Origin of the sequence: Mesorhizobium sp. C268A (assembly GCF_040324475.1) — a bacterium.
Lineage (GTDB): Bacteria > Pseudomonadota > Alphaproteobacteria > Rhizobiales > Rhizobiaceae > Mesorhizobium.
In genome coordinates, this window is record NZ_JAMYVX010000003.1 from 295,687 (window position 1) to 314,681 (window position 18,995).

At 63.9% G+C, this 18,995-nt stretch carries 15 protein-coding genes and 1 pseudogene; 4 read left to right on the plus strand and 12 right to left on the minus strand.

Annotated elements, in window-relative coordinates; all coding sequences use genetic code 11:
• Both gcvH and gcvP read left to right on the plus strand, forming a co-directional pair.
• Nucleotides 1-369, plus strand: a complete 369-nt coding sequence (gene gcvH, locus NKL06_RS28350; protein WP_023681591.1) for a glycine cleavage system protein GcvH — start codon at nucleotides 1-3, stop codon at nucleotides 367-369.
• Nucleotides 370-386: 17 nt separating this feature from the next.
• The gene (gene gcvP, locus NKL06_RS28355; RefSeq protein WP_023691144.1) at nucleotides 387-3,197 is read left to right on the plus strand and encodes an aminomethyl-transferring glycine dehydrogenase; all 2,811 of its coding nucleotides are present in this window, start codon (nucleotides 387-389) and stop codon (nucleotides 3,195-3,197) included.
• Nucleotides 3,198-3,209: 12 nt separating this feature from the next.
• Here gcvP and NKL06_RS28360 read toward each other — a convergent pair whose 3' ends face one another.
• The 11 genes from NKL06_RS28360 to cpaB all read right to left on the minus strand — a co-directional run bounded on the left by NKL06_RS28360 (nucleotide 3,210) and on the right by cpaB (nucleotide 13,349).
• Complete coding sequence (locus NKL06_RS28360) at nucleotides 3,210-3,563, minus strand: GGDEF domain-containing protein (RefSeq protein ID WP_280791131.1); 354 nt, start codon at nucleotides 3,561-3,563, stop codon at nucleotides 3,210-3,212.
• Nucleotides 3,461-4,372, minus strand: coding sequence for a GGDEF domain-containing protein (locus NKL06_RS28365; protein ID WP_280939969.1), 912 nt, complete (start codon nucleotides 4,370-4,372; stop codon nucleotides 3,461-3,463). The genes NKL06_RS28360 and NKL06_RS28365 overlap by 103 nt, the downstream gene beginning before the upstream one ends.
• 142 nt (nucleotides 4,373-4,514) lie before the next feature.
• Nucleotides 4,515-4,985 (minus strand): hypothetical protein, encoded by a 471-nt coding sequence (locus tag NKL06_RS28370; RefSeq protein WP_023681594.1) that lies wholly within the window; start codon nucleotides 4,983-4,985, stop codon nucleotides 4,515-4,517.
• A 132-nt stretch (nucleotides 4,986-5,117) separates the two neighbouring features.
• Entirely contained in the window at nucleotides 5,118-5,948 is an 831-nt protein-coding gene (locus NKL06_RS28375; protein ID WP_031193122.1) for a PA3715 family protein, read from the minus strand.
• A 131-nt stretch (nucleotides 5,949-6,079) separates the two neighbouring features.
• Nucleotides 6,080-7,045 carry a type II secretion system F family protein gene (locus NKL06_RS28380; RefSeq protein ID WP_023681595.1) on the minus strand — a complete coding sequence of 322 codons (966 nt, stop codon included), beginning with the start codon at nucleotides 7,043-7,045 and terminating at the stop codon, nucleotides 6,080-6,082.
• Between the two features lies 1 nt (nucleotide 7,046).
• Nucleotides 7,047-8,012, minus strand: a complete 966-nt coding sequence (locus NKL06_RS28385; RefSeq protein WP_023681596.1) for a type II secretion system F family protein — start codon at nucleotides 8,010-8,012, stop codon at nucleotides 7,047-7,049.
• 4 nt (nucleotides 8,013-8,016) lie between these two features.
• Entirely contained in the window at nucleotides 8,017-9,438 is a 1,422-nt protein-coding gene (locus NKL06_RS28390; RefSeq protein WP_023667600.1) for a TadA family conjugal transfer-associated ATPase, read from the minus strand.
• On the minus strand, nucleotides 9,435-10,649 hold the full coding sequence (locus NKL06_RS28395) for a CpaE/TadZ family protein (protein WP_023681597.1): 1,215 nt from the start codon (nucleotides 10,647-10,649) through the stop codon (nucleotides 9,435-9,437). The genes NKL06_RS28390 and NKL06_RS28395 overlap by 4 nt, the downstream gene beginning before the upstream one ends.
• A gap of 44 nt (nucleotides 10,650-10,693) precedes the next feature.
• The gene (locus NKL06_RS28400; protein ID WP_023667602.1) at nucleotides 10,694-10,960 is read right to left on the minus strand and encodes a hypothetical protein; all 267 of its coding nucleotides are present in this window, start codon (nucleotides 10,958-10,960) and stop codon (nucleotides 10,694-10,696) included.
• 4 nt (nucleotides 10,961-10,964) lie between these two features.
• Nucleotides 10,965-12,365: a type II and III secretion system protein family protein gene (locus tag NKL06_RS28405; protein WP_031208075.1), complete on the minus strand. Its 1,401-nt coding sequence runs from the start codon at nucleotides 12,363-12,365 to the stop codon at nucleotides 10,965-10,967.
• Nucleotides 12,366-12,443: 78 nt separating this feature from the next.
• Nucleotides 12,444-13,349: a Flp pilus assembly protein CpaB gene (gene cpaB / locus NKL06_RS28410; RefSeq protein WP_023681601.1), complete on the minus strand. Its 906-nt coding sequence runs from the start codon at nucleotides 13,347-13,349 to the stop codon at nucleotides 12,444-12,446.
• A 257-nt stretch (nucleotides 13,350-13,606) separates the two neighbouring features.
• On the opposite strand from cpaB, the gene parE reads away from it, so the two are divergent.
• Nucleotides 13,607-15,661, plus strand: coding sequence for a DNA topoisomerase IV subunit B (gene parE, locus NKL06_RS28415; RefSeq protein WP_023691142.1), 2,055 nt, complete (start codon nucleotides 13,607-13,609; stop codon nucleotides 15,659-15,661).
• Nucleotides 15,662-15,763: 102 nt separating this feature from the next.
• Nucleotides 15,764-17,833: an FUSC family protein gene (locus NKL06_RS28420; protein WP_023807359.1), complete on the plus strand. Its 2,070-nt coding sequence runs from the start codon at nucleotides 15,764-15,766 to the stop codon at nucleotides 17,831-17,833.
• A gap of 4 nt (nucleotides 17,834-17,837) precedes the next feature.
• Here the strand turns inward: NKL06_RS28420 and NKL06_RS28425 are convergent.
• Nucleotides 17,838-18,958: pseudogene (locus tag NKL06_RS28425) on the minus strand (DUF2336 domain-containing protein).
• Nucleotides 18,959-18,995: the final 37 nt, after the last annotated feature.

The following is an 18,995-nucleotide window of genomic DNA, read 5'->3' on the forward strand; positions in this document are numbered from 1 at the left end:
ATGGCAAAAACCTATTTCACACAAGATCACGAATGGCTGAGCGTCGAGGGAGGCATCGCCACCGTCGGGATAACCGACTATGCGCAGGAACAGCTTGGCGATCTCGTCTTCGTCGAACTGCCTCAAATCGGCACCAAACTCAGTAAGGGCGACACCGCCGTGGTCGTCGAATCCGTCAAGGCGGCATCCGATGTTTATGCGCCGGTTGATGGCGAGATCACCGACGCCAACGGCGCGCTGTCCTCGGACCCGTCGCTGGTCAACTCCGCTGCGACCGGCGACGGCTGGCTGTGGAAGATGAAGCTCGCCGACGAAGGCCAACTCGCAGGCCTCATGAATGAGGCCGCCTACAAAGCCCATATCGGTTGACATCAGGACCTATTGCCATGAGCGCAGCACTTACCCCCTTCTCGGCCCGCCACATCGGTCCTGATGTAAACGACGTCAGAGCCATGCTTGCCGTGATCGGCGTTCCCTCCGTCGAGACGCTGATCAGCCAGGCCGTGCCGCAGTCGATCCGCCTCGATCTGCCGCTAGCCCTTCCCGCGCCGGCGAGCGAAGCCGAAGCGCTGGCCGAATTGTCGGCGATCATGGCAAAAAACAGGGTGCTGAAGAGCTTCATCGGCGCCGGCTATCACGGCGTCCATGTGCCGCCGGTCATCCAGCGCAACCTGTTCGAGAACCCGGCCTGGTACACCGCCTATACGCCCTACCAGGCCGAGATCAGCCAGGGCCGCCTGGAAATGCTGTTCAACTTCCAGACCCTGGTCACCGAATTGACCGGCCTGCCGGTGGCTTCGGCTTCCCTGCTCGACGAAGCGACGGCGGTGGCCGAAGCGGTCGGCATCGCGCTGCGCCATCATCGCGACAAGCGCACCAAGGTAGCGCTGGCCGGCACGCCGCATCCGCAGACGCTGGACGTCGTGCGCACCCGCGCCGAGCCGCTCGGCATCGAGATCGATGGCGAGACCATCGACGACAACACCGCCGCCCTGCTGGTCTCCTGGCCGGACACGTTTGGCGTCTATGGCGACCACAAGGCGGCGATCGAGAAGGCTCGCGCCACCGGCGCCGTGGTCGTCTTCATCGCCGATCCGCTTGGTCTCACGCTGACCGACGCGCCGGCCAGGCTTGGCGCCGACATCGCCGTCGGCGCGATGCAGCGCTTTGGCGTGCCGATGGGCTTTGGCGGCCCGCACGCCGCCTATTGCGCCGTCTCCGACAAGCTGACCCGGCTGATGCCCGGCCGCCTCGTCGGGCAGTCGATAGACAGCAAAGGCCGTCCCGGCTATCGCCTCGCCCTGCAGACGCGCGAACAGCATATCCGCCGCGACAAGGCGACCTCCAACATCTGCACCGCGCAGGCGCTGCTTGCCAACATGGCGACCGCATACGCGATCTGGCACGGGCCCACTGGTTTGCAGGCGATCGCAGCCCGAATTCATGAGCTCGCCAACGGCCTCGCAGCAGGCCTGAAAACCGCTGGTGTTTCCGTGCTCGGCTCAAGCCGTTTCGACACGGTGACGGCCGAAGTGAAGGGCAAGGCAGCTTCGATCGCCGCTGCCGCTGAAAAAGGTGGCCGGCTGCTGCGCGTCGTCGATGCCGACCGCATCGGCATCGCCTTCGACGAAACCTCGACCGAGGCGGATCTCGAGGCTATCGCCGCCCTGTTCGGCGCCAAGTCCGGCGCTACTGAGGCCGGCGCGATGCCCGGCAAGCCGCGCGGCAAGGAGTTTCTGACCCAGCCGGTTTTCCGCGAAAACCACTCCGAGACCGACATGATGCGCCTGCTGCGCAGGCTAGCCGACAAGGATTTGGCGCTCGACCGCACCATGATCCCGTTGGGCTCCTGCACCATGAAGCTCAACGCGGCGGCCGAAATGATGCCGGTCAGCTGGCCTGTTGTCGCCAACCTCCATCCCTTCGCGCCGGCCAGCCATTCGGCCGGCTATCGCGCCATGGTCGGCGAGCTGGAAGGCTGGCTGGCGGAGATCACCGGCTTCGACGCCGTCAGCCTGCAGCCCAATGCCGGCAGCCAAGGCGAATATGCCGGCCTGCTCGCCATCCGCGCCTTTCACCGTTCGCGTGGCGAAGGCCATCGCACCATCTGCCTGATCCCCCAGTCCGCGCATGGCACCAATCCCGCGAGTGCGGCGATGGCCGGCATGAGCGTCGTCGTCGTGCGTTGCCTGGAGGACGGCAATATCGACATGGACGATATGCGGGCCAAGGCCAACGAGCATTCGAAGAATCTCGCAGCCCTGATGTTCACCTATCCCTCGACGCACGGCGTCTACGAAGAAGGCGCGCGCCACCTGTGCGCTCTCATTCACGAGCATGGCGGCCAGGTCTATTTCGACGGCGCCAACCTTAACGCCCTGGTTGCTTTGGCGCGGCCCGCCGATATCGGCGCCGATGTCTGCCACATGAACCTGCACAAGACCTTCTGCATCCCGCATGGCGGCGGCGGTCCGGGCGTCGGTCCGATCGGCGTCAGGGCGCATCTGAAACCCTATCTGCCGGGTCATGTCACCGAAGATTCGGCGCATGCCGTGTCCGCTGCCCCGTTCGGCAGCGCTTCCATCCTGCCGATCACCTGGATGTACATCCGCATGATGGGCGCCGCCGGCCTGAAGCAGGCGACGGAGACGGCGATCATCTCGGCCAATTATGTGGCGACGCGGCTCGCGCCGCACTTCCCGCTTCTCTACAAAGGCAGGCACGATCGCATCGCGCATGAATGCATCCTCGACACGCGCGTGCTCAAGGAGAGCGCTGGCATCAGCGTCGACGATATCGCCAAGCGGCTGATCGATTACGGTTTTCACGCGCCGACCATGTCGTTCCCTGTCGCCGGCACGCTGATGGTCGAGCCGACCGAATCCGAGCCCAAGCGCGAACTCGACCGGTTCTGCGAGGCGATGATCGCCATTGCCGGCGAGGCAGCGAAAGTGGCGAAGGGTGAATGGCCGCTCGAGGACAACCCGCTGGTCAATGCCCCGCACACGGCGGCCGAAACCCTTGCCGGCCAGTGGACCCACCCCTATTCGCGGCTGGAAGCGGCCTACCCCGCCGGCGATGTCGATACAGCGGCCAAATACTGGCCGCCGGTCTCGCGCATCGACAATGTCGCCGGCGACCGCAACCTCGTCTGCTCCTGCCCGCCGCTGTCGGAATATCTCGGCGCCGCCGAATAACACTCTGGCCTGTCAGGCTGAGCGCAGGGCCGGTCCGTCGGCTTTGCCGTTGAGGACAAGCACGCGATTTCGCCCGGCGTTCTTGGCCGCGTAGAGCGCCCGGTCGGCCTCGGCCAGCACTTCATCCAGGCTGCTGCCGTCTTCCTTGCCAAAGCCAATGCCGCCGCTGACGCTGCTGCGCAACGGCCCGCGCGGCGTCGGCACCACTTCCGTGCCGAAGGCGACGCCGGTCCTGCTGGCGAAATCGTAGGCCTTGTCTTCGGTCATCCGAGACATGACCAACGCGAACTCCTCGCCGCCCAGCCGGAAGGCGTCGACGCCAACCCTGTCATACTTCTTGATGACTGGGGCGAAACGGCAGAGCACCCGATGCCGACGGGATGGCCATAGACATCGTTGGTTCGCTTGAAGTGGTCGAGGTCGAACATGGCGACCGACATGAACGGGCCGAAGACGCGCTCGCGATAGAGCGAGTTCAAAGCCCGCCGGTTCATCAGACCGGTCAACGGGTCGGTCAGGGTCTCGGCCTTCAGTTCGATCTGTGCCTGCAGATGATGCAGCGACAGCGTCAGCGCGCCGAGAGCCGTCATGCAGGCGACCGCCACGACCGAATTCAACCGCTCGGCCCAATTGTCGGGTGCGACGCCGAGCACCCACTGGCCCTTGACCAGAAGCACGGCGCCGCAGAGCCCGAAGGATACGCCGCAGACGCCGCTTAGCGCCGAAACGACCAGCAGAATGCCGCGATCCTGACTGCCCTTGATCCAGAACATCACCCCGATCGAGGCGAGCAGCACTGTTACCGTCGTATAGGTGAGGATGAAGCCGACACCATCGAAACCGAGATAGGTCACGCCGGCGCAGACAGCCATCGCAAGCATGGCCGGCAGGACAGCGCGGCTGTAATTTCGCACACCAAGATATTGCATGGCCGAAAGTGAAAGCGCCAGGAAACCGAGGCTGAGCAGCGCCAGCGCCGCCTGGCAAAGCAAGGGACTGGGCTCCCTCGTGTAGCGCCAGAAGACGATGACGTGGGCGACAAGGACGAGAATGCCGCACGCCACCGTCAGCACGAAGCGTGCACGCGGCGCCGTGAACCAGATCACAAACATGGTGACGCTCAGGCATGTGCCCGACAGCGCAGCAGCCAGCAATAGCGAACTGAAATCCAGCATGGATGAGCGGCAACCTTTGGGATCCTCGATTTGTGGCGCATCATAGGCATGCAACCGGCCGGAGATACCGTTTTCGGCCGGTTTTCAAAGCAACCTGCCGACAGGGTTTACAAAGCGTCGACTGCCGTCCCCGCGAAGAGTCTCAGCCCTTGTTGAGCAGCGCCAGATTGGCGTTGATCACGCTCGGGTCGGCCATTCCGGCCCTTGCTTCCATGAGCAGCGCCCTCGCCTTCTTCTTGTTGCCGCGCAGCAGCTGCGAATAGCCCATATTGTTGACAATCTGCGGCTTGCGCCCGGCAACCTTCAAAAGCTGGTCGTAGGCGCGGTCGGCGAAGTCGAAGCGGCCGAGTTCGTCATAGGAGGCGGCAAGCCCCATCCATCCCTCGGCACTGTCGGCCTTCAGTTCCACGGCCTTGCGGAAATGCTGTTCGGCAAGGCCGTAATTGGCCTCGCGGAACTGCGCCTTGCCTTGCGCAAGGTCGGAGGTGCTGACGTCTTTTGCCACCGGTTGGATCGACGTGGTCTTGGTCTTATCGACGTTCTCAGTCGTACAGCCGCTGACCATCAAGACGGCCGCTAGCGCGGCCATTGCCGTGAAAATTCTGTGACGCATGCCCCTGGCCCCAATCGCCCGATTTACCGGGTCGTTCTTCAGGAGGCAGACTACAACAGGGCAATTAAACTTCAGTGCTGAAACGCCCCTAAAATTTGGTTTCGGGCACACCAGCCATTAACCAGCCGAGGGCTAGTCCGGCTCCATCGACTTGAGCCCCGCCGGAAACTGATAGCGGCTGCCGTCATAGCGCAGCCGGTAGGTTCGTTTCATGGACCTTCCGGGATGGGACTGGCACTCGCCGTTCTTGTCGACAGACGGATTGTCGGTGTCCAACCGCTCGAACACTGTGATGTCGTGATAGCCGTGATGTCTCGCCGGGCTCATCGCCAGGCTGACCCGGCTGGATTGAAAGGATCCTGCGCAATTGGTGTCGCCTTCGCCGCCAAAACCGGCCACGATGATGCCGTCGAGCACCAGGCGCAGATCACCGCCGTCAAGGGCATAGAGCCGCAGGTCGGTTTCGCTGAAGGGATTGGGCCGCGAATGGCTCGCCATTTGGATGCGCAGGCCAAAGCCGGTGACACCGGGCGCCAGGCCATAGCGGCCGGTATCGAATTCGACCTTGTTGATGGCGATGGCATCATCGGTCATCAGCCCGGGCTGGAGCAGGCGCTGGCGCACCTGCCTGGTCTTCCTGTCGACGACCAGAAGGTCGACATCGCCGACATGCCCGTCGTCGCTGGATTGGCTGCTGTCGATGAGCGGCACCGCGACCAGCAACAGATCGTCATGGGCAGGCCATATCTTGCAGACGAGGCCAAACGGCGTATCCGGGAGCGTCACGGCGATGCTGGTATGGGGTTCGAGCGTGAACGAGGCGCCGTCTGCGCTCTTTTGGGCCCTGGGATAGGCCTGTTGCACCAGGGCGGCAGCATCGCCGCAATCGTCGGCCGCGGCCGAGGCCGGCGACAGACTGGTGGCGGCCAGGCCGAGGAAAGCGGTGCACAAGACTATTCGCATGGACGGCTCACTCATTTTGCTTTGCGGATTTTGCCGAAGGAGAGCGACCGAACCGGCCGGGTTTCGACATCCAGATGAAGCGTAGTTGGAGTGAGTAACCGCAAGAAGCCGCCGGGCAATCCCCTAGGTATCTACTGAACCGCCGTCATTTTGACGATGATCGGGATGACGGCGATCATCAGCACCACCGGCAGGATGCACACCACCACCGGCACCGACATCTTGGCCGGCAAGGCATGTGCCTTCTCCTCGGCCAGCGACATGCGCTTGTGGCGCATTTCGTCGGAGAACACGCGCAGCGCCCCGGCAAGGCTGGTGCCGAGTTCCTTCGACTGCTGCAAAAGCGTGGCGAAGGAGCGCACCTCGTCCAAGCTGAGGCGGTCGGCGAGCGCCTTTAAGGCATCGTCGAGGCTGCGGCCGGCCCTGAGTTCCAGCGACACCAGCTGCAGGTTTTGGCTCAGCGACGGATAGGTCTTGGCCAGTTCCTTCGAGACCCGCTCGATGCCTGCCTCCATGCTCATGCCCGCATCGGAGCAGACGATCATCAAATCCATGAAGTCGGGAAAGCCGTTGCGGTATTCGCGCATCTTTTCCCGCACCTTCTGGCTGAGCACCAGGCCGGGCACGAAATAGCCGGCGGCTCCCGACAGGATGATGAAGGTCCAGCGGCTAGTCGCGGTGGAATCGGCGCTGCCCATCCAATGGTTGACCAGGAACGCGCCGATCGTTGCGCCCACCAGGCAGGCGAAGCGGATCAGGAAGAATGTGCCGATCGCGCGCGGCTCCATATAGCCCGCCTGGATCAGCTTCATACGCAACCGGGCGACATTTTCCGGATCGCTCTTGGCGTAGAATTCCTGCGCCCGCTTCACCGCCTTCTCGCGCACGACGCTCTGGTTCTTCTTCGGCGCCGCCTCGGCCTGTTGGGGAGTCTTGCTGTCGTCGATCTTGAGCCGGCGCTTGAGATCGTTGCGGTCGCCTTTGGCTACCACGAGCGGCCATGCCACCGCGCTGCCACCCAACACCAGCAGCAGCGCGGCTACCGGCATCAGCGACGTCGGCGCCAGCGATGCAAGAAACTGGATCATCTGCTCCATCTCAGAACCGGAAGTTCGACATCTTGAACATGATGATGTTGCCCAGCATCAGCCATGTCACGGAACCGCCCAGCAGATACCACGTCTTCGGTACATCCCAGACGCTCTGATAGAATTGCGGCATCATCACCATGATGGTGGCGAACAGCAGTGCCGGCACCGCCGTCAGGATATAGGCCGACATACGACCCTCAGTCGAAATGGCGCGCACCTTGCGGCGCAGCTTGCCGCGTTCGCGGATCGTCGTCGACAGCCCGTCGAGGATCTCGCGCAGATTGCCGCCCGAACTCGTCTGGATGGAAACCGCGGTGACGAACAGCGGCAGATCCTCCTGGCCGACGCGGTCGAACAGTGAATTCAGCGCAGAAACCAGGTCGGAACCATAAGTCACCTCGTCGGAGATAACGCCGAATTCGGTGCCGATCGGATCGGACATCTCGCGCGACACCATCGAGATCGCCACCGGAACCGGATGCCCGGCCTTCAAGCCGCGCGTGATCAATTCCAGCGCCTCCGGCAACTGCACGCCGAAACGCTTCACCCGCCGGGCACGCTTGGAACGCAGCACAATTACCGGCAGCAGCGCTGTCAGCACCACAAACAGCAAAATGGCGAGCAACAGCGGCAGCCCGTACCAGAGCGCGACGAGCATCATCGCGAGCGCGACGCCCGTCGTCATCGTCAGGAATTTCGGCAACGGCATCACCATGCCAGACTGCGTGCGCAGCGCGCGAAAACGGTCGGGCGAGAAGAATGACGTGCCGGAATCGAGGCCGCGTTCCTTGCGCAGCTGAATCAGCACCTGTTCCTGGCTGATCTTGTTTTCCTGCAGCTTCATGCGCCGGTTGATGGCCAGGCGCTTGTCGCTGCGGCCGGCATAGAGCAGATAGCAGCCTTCGGCGATCATGATGCCGGTCAGCGCTGCCGCGGCATAAACGACATAGATCGGGCTGAAATTCTCGAACACCCGGCTACTCCTGCGGCCGGCCGGGTTCGAAATATTTGCCGGGGAATTCAATGCCCATATTGCGCAGGTCCTCGAGGAAACGCGGGCGAATGCCGGTCGCCTCGTAGTGACCGAGGATCTTGCCGTCGGCCTCCATGCCAGTGCGCACGAAGCGGAATATCTCCTGCATCTGGATGACGTCCCCTTCCATGCCGGTCACCTCGGCGACGCTGGTCACCTTGCGCTTGCCGTCCGACAGTCGCGTCAGCTGGACGATAAGGTCGAGCGCGCTGGCGATCTGGCTGCGGATCGACTGCACCGTCATCGGCATGCCGGTCATGCCCAGCATCTGCTCGAGGCGCGAAATGGCGTCGCGCGGCGTGTTGGCGTGGATGGTCGCCATCGAGCCTTCATGGCCGGTGTTCATCGCCTGCAGCATGTCGAAGGCCTCCTCGCCGCGGCACTCGCCGAGGATGACGCGGTCAGGGCGCATGCGCAGCGCGTTCTTGACCAGGTCGCGCTGCTTCAGCTCGCCATGACCTTCGATGTTGGCGGGGCGCGTTTCCATGCGCGCGACATGCGGCTGCTGCAGCTGCAGTTCGGCCGCGTCCTCGATGGTGATCAACCGTTCGTCTTCCGGAATGAAGGCTGACAATGCGTTGAGCATCGTCGTCTTGCCGGTGCCGGTGCCGCCCGAGATGATGGTCGTCTTGCGGGCGTGGACTGCCGCCGCCAGCACCTCGGCCATATTCTGGGTGATGGCGCCGAACTCGACCAGCTTGTGCAGGCCGAGCTTGTTCTTTGAAAACTTGCGGATCGACACCAGCGGCCCGTCGACGGCGACCGGGCGAATGGCGGCGTTGAAGCGCGAGCCGTCGAGCATGCGGGCATCGACCATCGGTTGCGATTCGTCGACCCGGCGGCCGACGGCGGCGACGATCTTGTTGACGATGCGCAACAGATGCGCCTCGTCCTTGAACGGGATATGGACCTGCTGCAGCTTGCCCCGTTTTTCGACGAAGCAGTTCTGGTGGCCGTTGATCAGGATGTCGTTGATGTCGGGGTCCTTGAGCAGCGGTTCCAGCGGGCCGAGGCCGACCATCTCATCGACGATGTCATCGACCAGCGCTTCAAGTTCGACGGTGTTGATCGCCATACGCTCCTGGCGGGTCTTTTCCGACACGAACTCCTGCACCTGCCGGCGCATCTCATCCTTGGGCAGGCGCTCCAGCGCGACCAGGTTGATTTCCTCGAGCAGCAGCCGGTGGATGCGCACGCGGGCATCGAGCACCTTGTTGGCGCTTTTTCCCGGTGTTGTCTCCGGCTTCGGCGGCAAGGCCTTGCGGTTCGTCGGGATGACCACGGCGTGATGCGCGACCGGCGCCGCCTCGGCCGGTTTCAGCGCGCGGACGTCACGGTTCTGCAGGGTCGAGAAGCGGCTGGTCATCCGGCTTTCCTCTTCAGGAGGCCCCTGCCGATGCCGAACAGCGAGCGCGATTTCTCCGGCGTCACCACGGCTTCTTCCGGCAGGATGATCCTCTTCAGATCGTTGACGACATTGGCGTTCGGGTCGATCTCATGCAGCGGCACGCCGCGGTCGACCGCTTCACGCACAAGCCGGTAATTGTTGGAGATGCCGCCGACGAAATGCTCGCCCAGGATTTCCTGGACATCCGCCTGCTTGATGCCGTTGTCGAACATCTTCTGCTCGAAACGGTTGACGATCACGTTCGGCTTCACTTCCTTGCCTGCCGTCTCGTAGACCGCCTGGATCAGCCGCTGCGTATGGCGCAGGCATGGCACCGTCATTTCAGCGACGATGTAGAGCTTGTTGGAGCCGAGCAGCACCGTCTCCGTCCACGGAAACCAGGTGCGCGGCATGTCGATGACGACGTTGTCGAAATAGGCCGAGACGAGATCGAGCATGCGCACCACGACATCGGTCTTGAACGAGCGCATTTCCGACGGATGCGTTGGCGCCGCCAGCACGCAGAGCCCGCTCGCATGCTTGGACAGCATCACGTCCAGCAGCTGACGGTCGAGGCGCTCGGGCTGGTTCTCGATTTCGGTGATGTCGAAGCGCGGCTCGAGGTCGAGATATTCGGCGCAGGCGCCTTGCTGGAAGTTGAGGTCGACCACGCAGGTCGACGCGCCGCGCGTCACCGAATGATGCAGCTGGAAGGCGGTCTGCAGCGCCAGCGTCGTGGTGCCGACGCCGCCGGCGGCCGGCATGAAGGTATAGATCTGCGACTCGGTGTTTTCTTCGCGCCCCGGCCCTTGCAGCGCGCGCACGACCGACCGCACCAGATCGGCGGTGGTGATCGGCTTGACCAGGAAATCGGCGACCTGGAGCTGCACCAGGATACGCACTGCGGCTGCGTTGAATTCCTGGGTGACGACGACCACCGGAACGCGGCCTTCAAGCCGGCGCATGATGCGCTGCAGCGACTCGATCTCTTCCAGCTTTGCCGCATCCATGTCGACGATGAGCGCGCCGAAATCGGCTTCCTGGACCTCGCCGCGCAGTTCGGTAATGTTCTTCTCGACGGTCGAAAGCTGGATCACCTCCGAGGCCGCGAACGCGGTGCGCGTATCCTGCACAAAGGTCCGGTCGCTGGACACCAGCAGGATTTTCTTGGTCTTTATGCCGCTTGCCATTTTGTCAGCCTGTCAGGTCATTCCCGGTCAAATCACCGGGCAAATCAATCGGTTGTCGCTGTCGGTTGCACGGCCTTGGCGGCAGCAGCCTGGTCGGCGGCGTTGACCGCCGCCTCACTGCGCTGCGCCGGCACCAGCAGCCTGGTGTTCTGGACGCCGTATTTCCAGGGATCGACCATCTGCATGGCCGTATTGGCGGCCTGTGCGTTGCCGGCGGCAATCGTCGGTCCCTCGGAGCGGACATAGTCGTCGCTGGTGCAGCCGCCGGCGAGGCCGGCGATCAGCAGGGCGATGCATGATTCCACGCGCATGGCTTCAATCCTTCGGCAGGTCGAGGAAATGCCCGACGGTGGTGACCGCGGCCGGCTGTGCCGTACTGCCGCTGGCCATTGCCACTGCACGATTGGCTTCGGACGATTTCACTTCCTCGGTGTTGTTGAGGAAATAGTCGACATTGCTGGCCGGCTGCGTGCCGTCGGTCGGCTCGAGCAGCTTCTTCGACGGATCGACCGGCTTGACCAGATAGGGGGTGACGATGATCACCAGATCGGTCTCGCGCCGCTGATAGGATTTGGAGGAGAACAGCGAGCCGAGCACCGGCAGCTTGCCGAGGCCGGGAAGACGCGATGTGGTAATGTCGTTCTGTGACTGCAGCAGGCCGGCGATCATGAAGCTCTGGCCATTCTTCAGGTCGACGGATGTTTTGGCGCGGCGCACGATAAAGCCCGGGACCGAGATATTGCCGATATTGTAGGAGGCCGAAGCGTCGATCGAGGACACTTCCGGCGCGATGTCGAGGCTCACCAGCCCGTCCTTGAGAACCGTCGGCGTGAAGTCGAGGCTGACGCCGTATTTCTTGTAGCTGACGGAAATCTTGCCATTGTCCTCGGAGACCGGGATCGGGAACTCGCCGCCGGCGAGGAAGCTTGCCGTCTGGCCCGAGCGGGCGATCAGGTTCGGCTCGGCCAGCCGCCTGGCGAGACCACGTTCCTCCAGCGCCTTGATGGCGACGTCGATCGACAGGCCGTTGGACAGCAGCCGGCCGATGATCTCGCCATTGCCGGCTCCCGGCACCGTGCCAGGATCGAGGGTGACGTCGCGCCCGCCAATGCCGTAAGCGAAATTGGCGCTGTATTTGGCGCCGAGATCCTGTCCGGCCTGGCGATTGATCTCGACGAAGCGAACGTTGAGCTGAACCTGCTGCGAGGACGAGATGTTGACCGAATTGATCACTTCTTCATTGCCGGAGAAGCGGCTGGCGATCTTGCTTGCCTTCTCGGCGGCGACCGCGTCATCGGCCTCGCCCGACAGCACGACGCGGCCATTGGCCGAGCCGACCTTGATCTTGGCGTCCGGCACGCTGGCGCGAATGGTGCTGGCCAGCTGGTCGGTGTCCAGCGTCACCTCGATATCTACGGTGCCGACCAGCTGCTTGTTCTCGTCGAACAGCGCGATGCCGGTGGTGCCGAGATTGTTGCCCAGCACATAGAAGGATTTGTCGGTCAGCGGATTGACGTTGGCGATCTCCGGATCGCCGATCACGATCTGGTAGAAGGCGGCATTGGTCATGACCGTCTTCGGCTTGCCCTTGGCCACCTTGATCGACGCATTCGTTGTCGACGAGACATGGACGATATCGTTGTCGGCCTTGGCTGGCGCGCTGAGGCCGAGCATTACGGCCGCGGCAAGGCAAGCCCCCACCGCAAGCGCCCGCATTGGGCGCAGCCCTTTCGTCGTTCGAAATGCATGAAGTCCCGACATTTGTCCCGCCCCTCGCCCGGTCCCCACCGGCAGTTATTGCTGGTCCCGCGCAGGAACCTGGTATTCTTCGACCTGCGTGCCGCGCGTCACGATGATCGTCTTGAATTTCGGCTTCTCAGGCTCCTTGGTCGCGGCAGTGAACAGCGCGCCGGCAGCGGCCTGGACGCCGGAGGCGACCGACCCGCCGAAGGACGAGATGGTGGTGACGCCGTCCTTGGCGGCCCCTCCGTCTGCGGCCGAGCGGAGCGACAGCGATAAGGTGCCGACGGTGCGGGCAAGCGCCACTTTCTGCGCGCCTTCGGTCGTCACCTCGATGGTGACGGAATTGGCGATCTGCGGTGTGGTCTGGCGCTCGTCGGCGCCCTGCCCCACGGTCAGCACCTTGGCGTCGGAGACGACGATCTCGGAGGTAACGGTCGATCCGGCAGCGCCCTGCGCGTTCTTGGCCACTTCCTGGATTTCGCCCGCATCGCGTGTCAGCACCACGTCGACCCGGTCGCCCGGCATGACGAAGCCGCCGACACCGGCGATCTCGTCGGTGCGGATTGTCACCGCCCGCATGCCGGGCGTCATCATGTTGGATAGCGTCGCGCGGCCGTTCGGCCCCGACAATTTGCTGATCAGCACCGGCTCGTTGATCTCGATCGGCGACAATACCACGCGGCTGCCTTCGGCGAGCAACGCATTGACTGTGGTGAACGCGCCCTGCGGCACCGAATCCTCGGACCATGGGATTTCGCTGAGCTGCGCCCGGTCAAGCTCCATGCCGTAACGCAGCGGCGCGTTGGCCACCACGATGGTCTTGAAGACGACCTTGGGGACGGCGGGCGCCGGGATCGACGCCGTTTTCTCTTCGGCATCGGCCTTGGCCTGGCTTTTCACCCAGAAATCCGCAGCAAAGATTGAAATCGCGCCGAAGACGGCAGCGATGCCAATCATCGTTATGGCCTTGCCCCTCACAACCAACCCCTGACATTCGTGGTCTTTTGTTTTGTTGAGGCTACGCTAGGCCGCTTTGTTAAAGATTCAGGAATCGCGGCCGCTCCGCACGGACCTATTTCCGCCGGCTTGGTTATCGAAAGGTTTTAGGATAAGAAGGGTTTAATCCCCGAACGTAACAGGAACTTCCGTCGCTTGGCGCCGAAAAGCGTGGCAGTATCGACGGGTGATTCGCGGCACCGGATTCTATGGTAGGCATGGACGACAACAACGATCTTTTCGGCAATCTGGAAAAGCAGCCCCAACCGGCTCGGACACCTTCGCGCCCGGCCGACCCGCTGGTGCAGGCCACGAAGCGTCCTGCCGCGACCAAGGACGGCAGCGAGGGCTATAGCGCCGCCGACATCGAGGTGCTGGAGGGGCTGGAGCCGGTGCGGCGCCGTCCCGGCATGTATATTGGCGGCACCGACGACAAGGCGATGCACCATCTGTTTGCCGAGGTCATCGATAATTCGATGGACGAGGCGGTCGCCGGCCATGCCACCTTCATCGATGTCGAGCTGTCGGCCGACGGATTTCTGACCGTCACCGACAATGGCCGCGGCATTCCGGTCGATCCGCATCCGAAATTCAAGAAACCGGCGCTCGAAGTCATCATGACGACGCTGCATTCGGGCGGCAAGTTCGATAGCAAGGTCTATGAGACCTCCGGCGGTCTGCACGGTGTCGGCGTCTCGGTCGTCAATGCGCTGTCGGACCATCTCGAAGTCGAGGTCGCGCGCGGTCGCCAGCTTTACCGCCAAAGGTTCTCGCGCGGCGTTCCGGTGAGCGGGCTGGAGCAGCTCGGCGAAGTGCACAACCGGCGCGGCACCAAAATCCGCTTCCATCCCGACGAGCAGATTTTCGGCAAGGGCGCCGCCTTCGAGCCGGCGCGGCTCTATCGCATGACCCGCTCGAAAGCCTATCTGTTCGGCGGCGTCGAGATCCGCTGGAGCTGCGACCCATCGCTGATCAAGGAAAAGGACCAGACGCCGGCCAAGGCGGAGTTCCATTTCCCCGGCGGCTTGAAGGACTATCTCAAGGCATCGCTCGGCGATGATTTCCAGGTGACCCGCGAAATCTTCGCCGGCAAGAGCGAGAAGCAGGGCGGCCACGGTTCGCTGGAATGGGCGGTGACCTGGTTCGGCGGTGACGGCTTCGTCAACTCCTACTGCAACACAATCCCGACCGGCGAAGGCGGCACGCATGAGGCCGGCTTTCGCAATGTGCTGACGCGCGGGCTTCGGGCCTATGCCGACCTGGTCGGCAACAAGCGCGCCTCGATCGTCACCTCCGAAGACGTGATGATCTCGGCGGCAGGCATGCTGTCGGTGTTTATTCGCGAGCCGGAATTCGTCGGCCAGACCAAGGACAGGCTGGCAACGATCGAAGCCATTCGCATTGTCGAGACCGCCATCCGCGATCCCTTCGACCACTGGCTGGCCGACAATCCGCAGGAAGCCTCCAAGCTGCTGGAATGGGTGATTGCGCGCGCCGACGAGCGGGTGCGCCGGCGCCAGGAAAAGGAAGTGTCGCGCAAGAGCGCGGTGCGCAAGCTGCGCCTTCCCGGCAAGCTCGCCGACTGCACGCAGAATGCCGCCGCGGGCGCCGAACTGTTCATCGTCGAAGGCGACTCGGCCGGCGGCTCGGCCAAGCAGGCGCGCGACCGCGCCAGCCAGGCGGTGCTGCCGCTGCGCGGAAAAATCCTCAACGTCGCCAGCGCCGGCAACGACAAGCTAGCCGCCAACCAGCAGATTTCGGACCTGATTCAGGCGCTCGGTTGCGGCACGCGCTCGAAATACCGCGACGAGGATTTGCGCTACGACCGCGTGATCATCATGACCGACGCCGACGTCGACGGCGCTCACATAGCCTCGCTGCTGATCACCTTCTTCTACCAGGAAATGCCGAACCTGGTGAATGGCGGCCATCTCTATCTGGCGGTGCCGCCGCTCTATTCGATCCGGCAAGGCGGCAAGGTTGCCTATGCCAGGGACGATGCGCACAAGGACGAGCTGTTGCGCACCGAATTCACCGGCCGCGCCAAAGTCGAGATCGGCCGTTTCAAGGGCTTGGGCGAAATGATGGCCGCGCAGCTCAAGGAAACCACCATGGACCCGAGGAAGCGCACGCTGCTCCGGGTCGATGTCATCGACGCCGTGGCGGCGACCAAGGATGCTGTCGACGCGCTGATGGGCACCAAGCCGGAAGCCCGCTTCCGCTTCATCCAGGAACGCGCCGAATTCGCCGCGACGGAAGTGCTGGATATCTGAGCGCCGGCCGACTCTTCGTTTTGACGCAGTTCCGGGCGGAAAACCGTTTCAAACTTTTCCTGGAATTGCTCTAGCCTGCACTTCCGATACGGAGACCAGCTTGTGATCCGGGCGCGGCTGAAGAGCTACTTCGAAACCAGTTTGGCGGGCCTGACGCAGCCGACGCGCTCGGATTGGATTTTCGCCCTGCGCACGGTTTCGGCCGGTCTGATCGCGCTTCTCGCTGCTTACGCGTTGAAACTCGACCACCCGCAATGGGCGATGATGACGGTCTTCATCGTCGCCCAGCCGGTCGCCGGCATGGTGCTGGCGAAAGGTTTTTACCGGCTGCTCGGCACGCTGGCCGGTGGACTTGCGGCGATCGGCATCACCTCGGTTTTCGGCACCAATCCCTGGCTGCTGGTCACGGCGCTGTCCGTCTGGATTGGGCTGTGCACGCTGGTTTCGTCGCTGCTGCGCAATCCGGAAGCCTATGGCGCCGCACTTGCCGGCTATACCGCGATGATCATTGGGCTGCCGGCTTTCGGCCAGCCGCACGTGGTCGTCGATCTCGCTGTCGCGCGCTGCGCCGAGATCGTGCTCGGCATCGTCTGCGCCGGCCTGACCAGCCGGCTGATCCTGCCCAAGCTGGCCGCTGACGCCATCATCTCCAGGCTGAAGCGCAGCATCCTCGACCTTGCAACCTATGCAGGCGGCGCTTTTTCCGGTGGCGACCCGGCGACGCTGGCCGGCCTGCACCGCAAGCTGATCACCGACGCCCAGATGCTGGCCGAGATGCGCGCCTATGCCCGGCTCGAAGCACCGAGCTTCGCCACCCGCGCCCATCCGGTCCGCCTAACCATCGGTCAGCTTCTCTCGGCGCTGTCGGCGGCACGCGCGCTGCATTCGCATGCCGCGCCGAAAAGCGCAGCCCTCATTCCGGTGCGCTCCGAACTGCAGTCGCTGGTCAGCGAGCTGGCAGCCACGCCGGAGGCGCTGGACGACACGTCGCCCTGGGTGACGCGGCTCGACGCGATTGCCGGCAAGGCCCGGCAAATGCCCGACGCCTCGACCGATCAGGGCGACGACAGGGTCGGCACCATCACGCGCCTCACCATCGCCGCCGATTTCGCCGAAGCCTTCAAGCAGGTGCTGCGCGGCCTCGACGCCCTGCGCGCACCGGTGACGCGCCCGAGCCGGAGCAACAGGCAGCTGCCCGCGCTGGTGGTGCATCGCGATTATCCCGGGGCTTCGCGCAATGCCATACGCGCCGCCCTTGCCACGCTGGCGGTCGCCGCCTTCTGGCTGACGACGAAATGGTCCGATGCGGCCGGCACCGTCATCCTCGTTGCCGTCGTCTCCAGTCTTTTCGCCGCGCGGCCTGACCCGGTGCGGGTGTCCTGGGGCTTCTTCAAGGGAACGCTGCTGGCTTTGCCCTTTGCCTTCCTTGTCGGCCAGGTCGCGCTGCCTGCTTTGCCCGGCTTCGGCTGGTTCACGCTGTTTGTCGTGCCGATCCTGGTACCGACGGCGCTGGGAATGGCCAATCCGCGCACCGTCGGCGTGGCAACGGCCTTTGCCATCAATTTCCTCGCCTTCCTCAGCCCGCATCAGGCGATGACTTATGCCCCAGGCCCGTTCTTCGCCGGCTCGGCGTCGGTGCTGGTCGGGATCCTGCTGGCTATCTGCGTCTTCATCGTGGTGCTGCCGGTGGATCCATGGCGCGCGGCCAACCGCATCGTTCGCGCCATGCGCGAGGATCTGGCCCGGCTGTGCCTGCATGAGCGGGTACCGCGGCGTTCGGCCTTCGAGAGTCTGGCCTATGACCGCATCAACCAGCTGATGCCGCTCTTGCAAAATGCCGGCAGGAAAGGCGATGCGATCCTGGGCGGCGGGGTCGCCGCCGTTACCGTCGGCCTCGAAATCCTGCGCCTGCGCGCCGCGCAGCAGAGCCCGTCCACTCCTGCCGACACCGCGCTCTCGATCGCCAATTTCCTGCGCGGCCTCGCGCGTGAACTGCTCTTTCGCGCAACCGGCGATCCACAGACAGCAACTGTCACTGTGGCCCGGCAATATGCAGCCAGCCTTTCAGAGCGCAGCGGCGGTGCGGATATGCTGCAGATCGCAGCCTCGCTGCGCATCATCGCCGCCGCGATCGAGGATTTCCCGGATTTCTTCACCAGGGACCGTGGCTAGGGCGTCAGGCCGCGGCTATCGCCAGCGCATGCCCGCGCGCGTTTTCCCGCAGCGCGTCGAGATGGATCGACTTGACCAGGCCGGCGAGATCGCCCTCAGTGGATTGACCTCCGAGTTCCTTCAGCATCAGCCAGCTGACTTCCTGCACGCCGGCGAGGCGCTTGCCGTTGGCGACTTCGCGCCAGATCTTGAGCGCGCGCAGGATGATGCCATGGGTGGAAGCGGCAAGGCCGGCGCTGCGGAACAGCGCCTGCAACGCAACGTCCTGGCCGCCGGCGAGCAAGGCCCGCACCCGCTGCTCCGACTGCTGGCTGAGCGCGACCAGGGCCGAGCCGAAAAAGTCGACCTTGCCGTGGGCAATGGTGCGGATGATGAAACTTGCGGTCAGGTCGCCGCGCAGGCGCAGATGTTCGATGAGTGCCGCATGTTCCTCCGCGCGCGTGCCTTCGACCAGCCGCACCGAAGCCTTGACGCAAGCATCGCGCGTGACGCGCTCGGCTCTGGCCGCCCCCATCAGCGCCATCACCAGCGGCGAAGCCTTCAGCGTTTCGCCGAGCTTGACCAGTAGCATGTGCCGGCAGTCGGCCGGCAGCCGCACATCCGTGACCATTGCCTCGCGCAAATGAGCGATATGGCCATGCCGTTCGGCGATGCGGCGGAAGGAGAGCGAGGCTATGTCGGCGCCGTCATTGGCGAGCAACGCCGCACACGCTTCCGGTTCGCCGATCTCGGCGATCGCCGCGGCAACCGCCATCGAAACGACCGGCCGGTCGGCGATCAGTTTTGCGTCGCCTTGTGCCCGGCCGCGACGCGGTCGATCAGGTCGGCGTCCGTCAGCAGCGGGGAGCGCGCCAGCACCAGGGCTGCCACTTCCGGCTGATCGGAGGCAAGCGCGCTGATGATCTGCAGCGGCGCGTGATGGCTCATCGACAGCGCTTCGGCCATAGCCAGCCGCACCTTCGACGAGGCGTCGTCGAGCAGCAGCGTCAGCGCCGCTTCGGCCGCGCAACGGTCTTCGAAAGGCAGGTCGGAATTGACGTAGGCGCGGGCCAGCGCGCTCGCCGCCGCGGCGCGCTCCGAAACTCTCGCGGTGTAGATCCATTTGAGAAAATGCGAGACAACCATACTGCCTGCTACGCCCCTTGCCGGAAAGCTTCCGGCC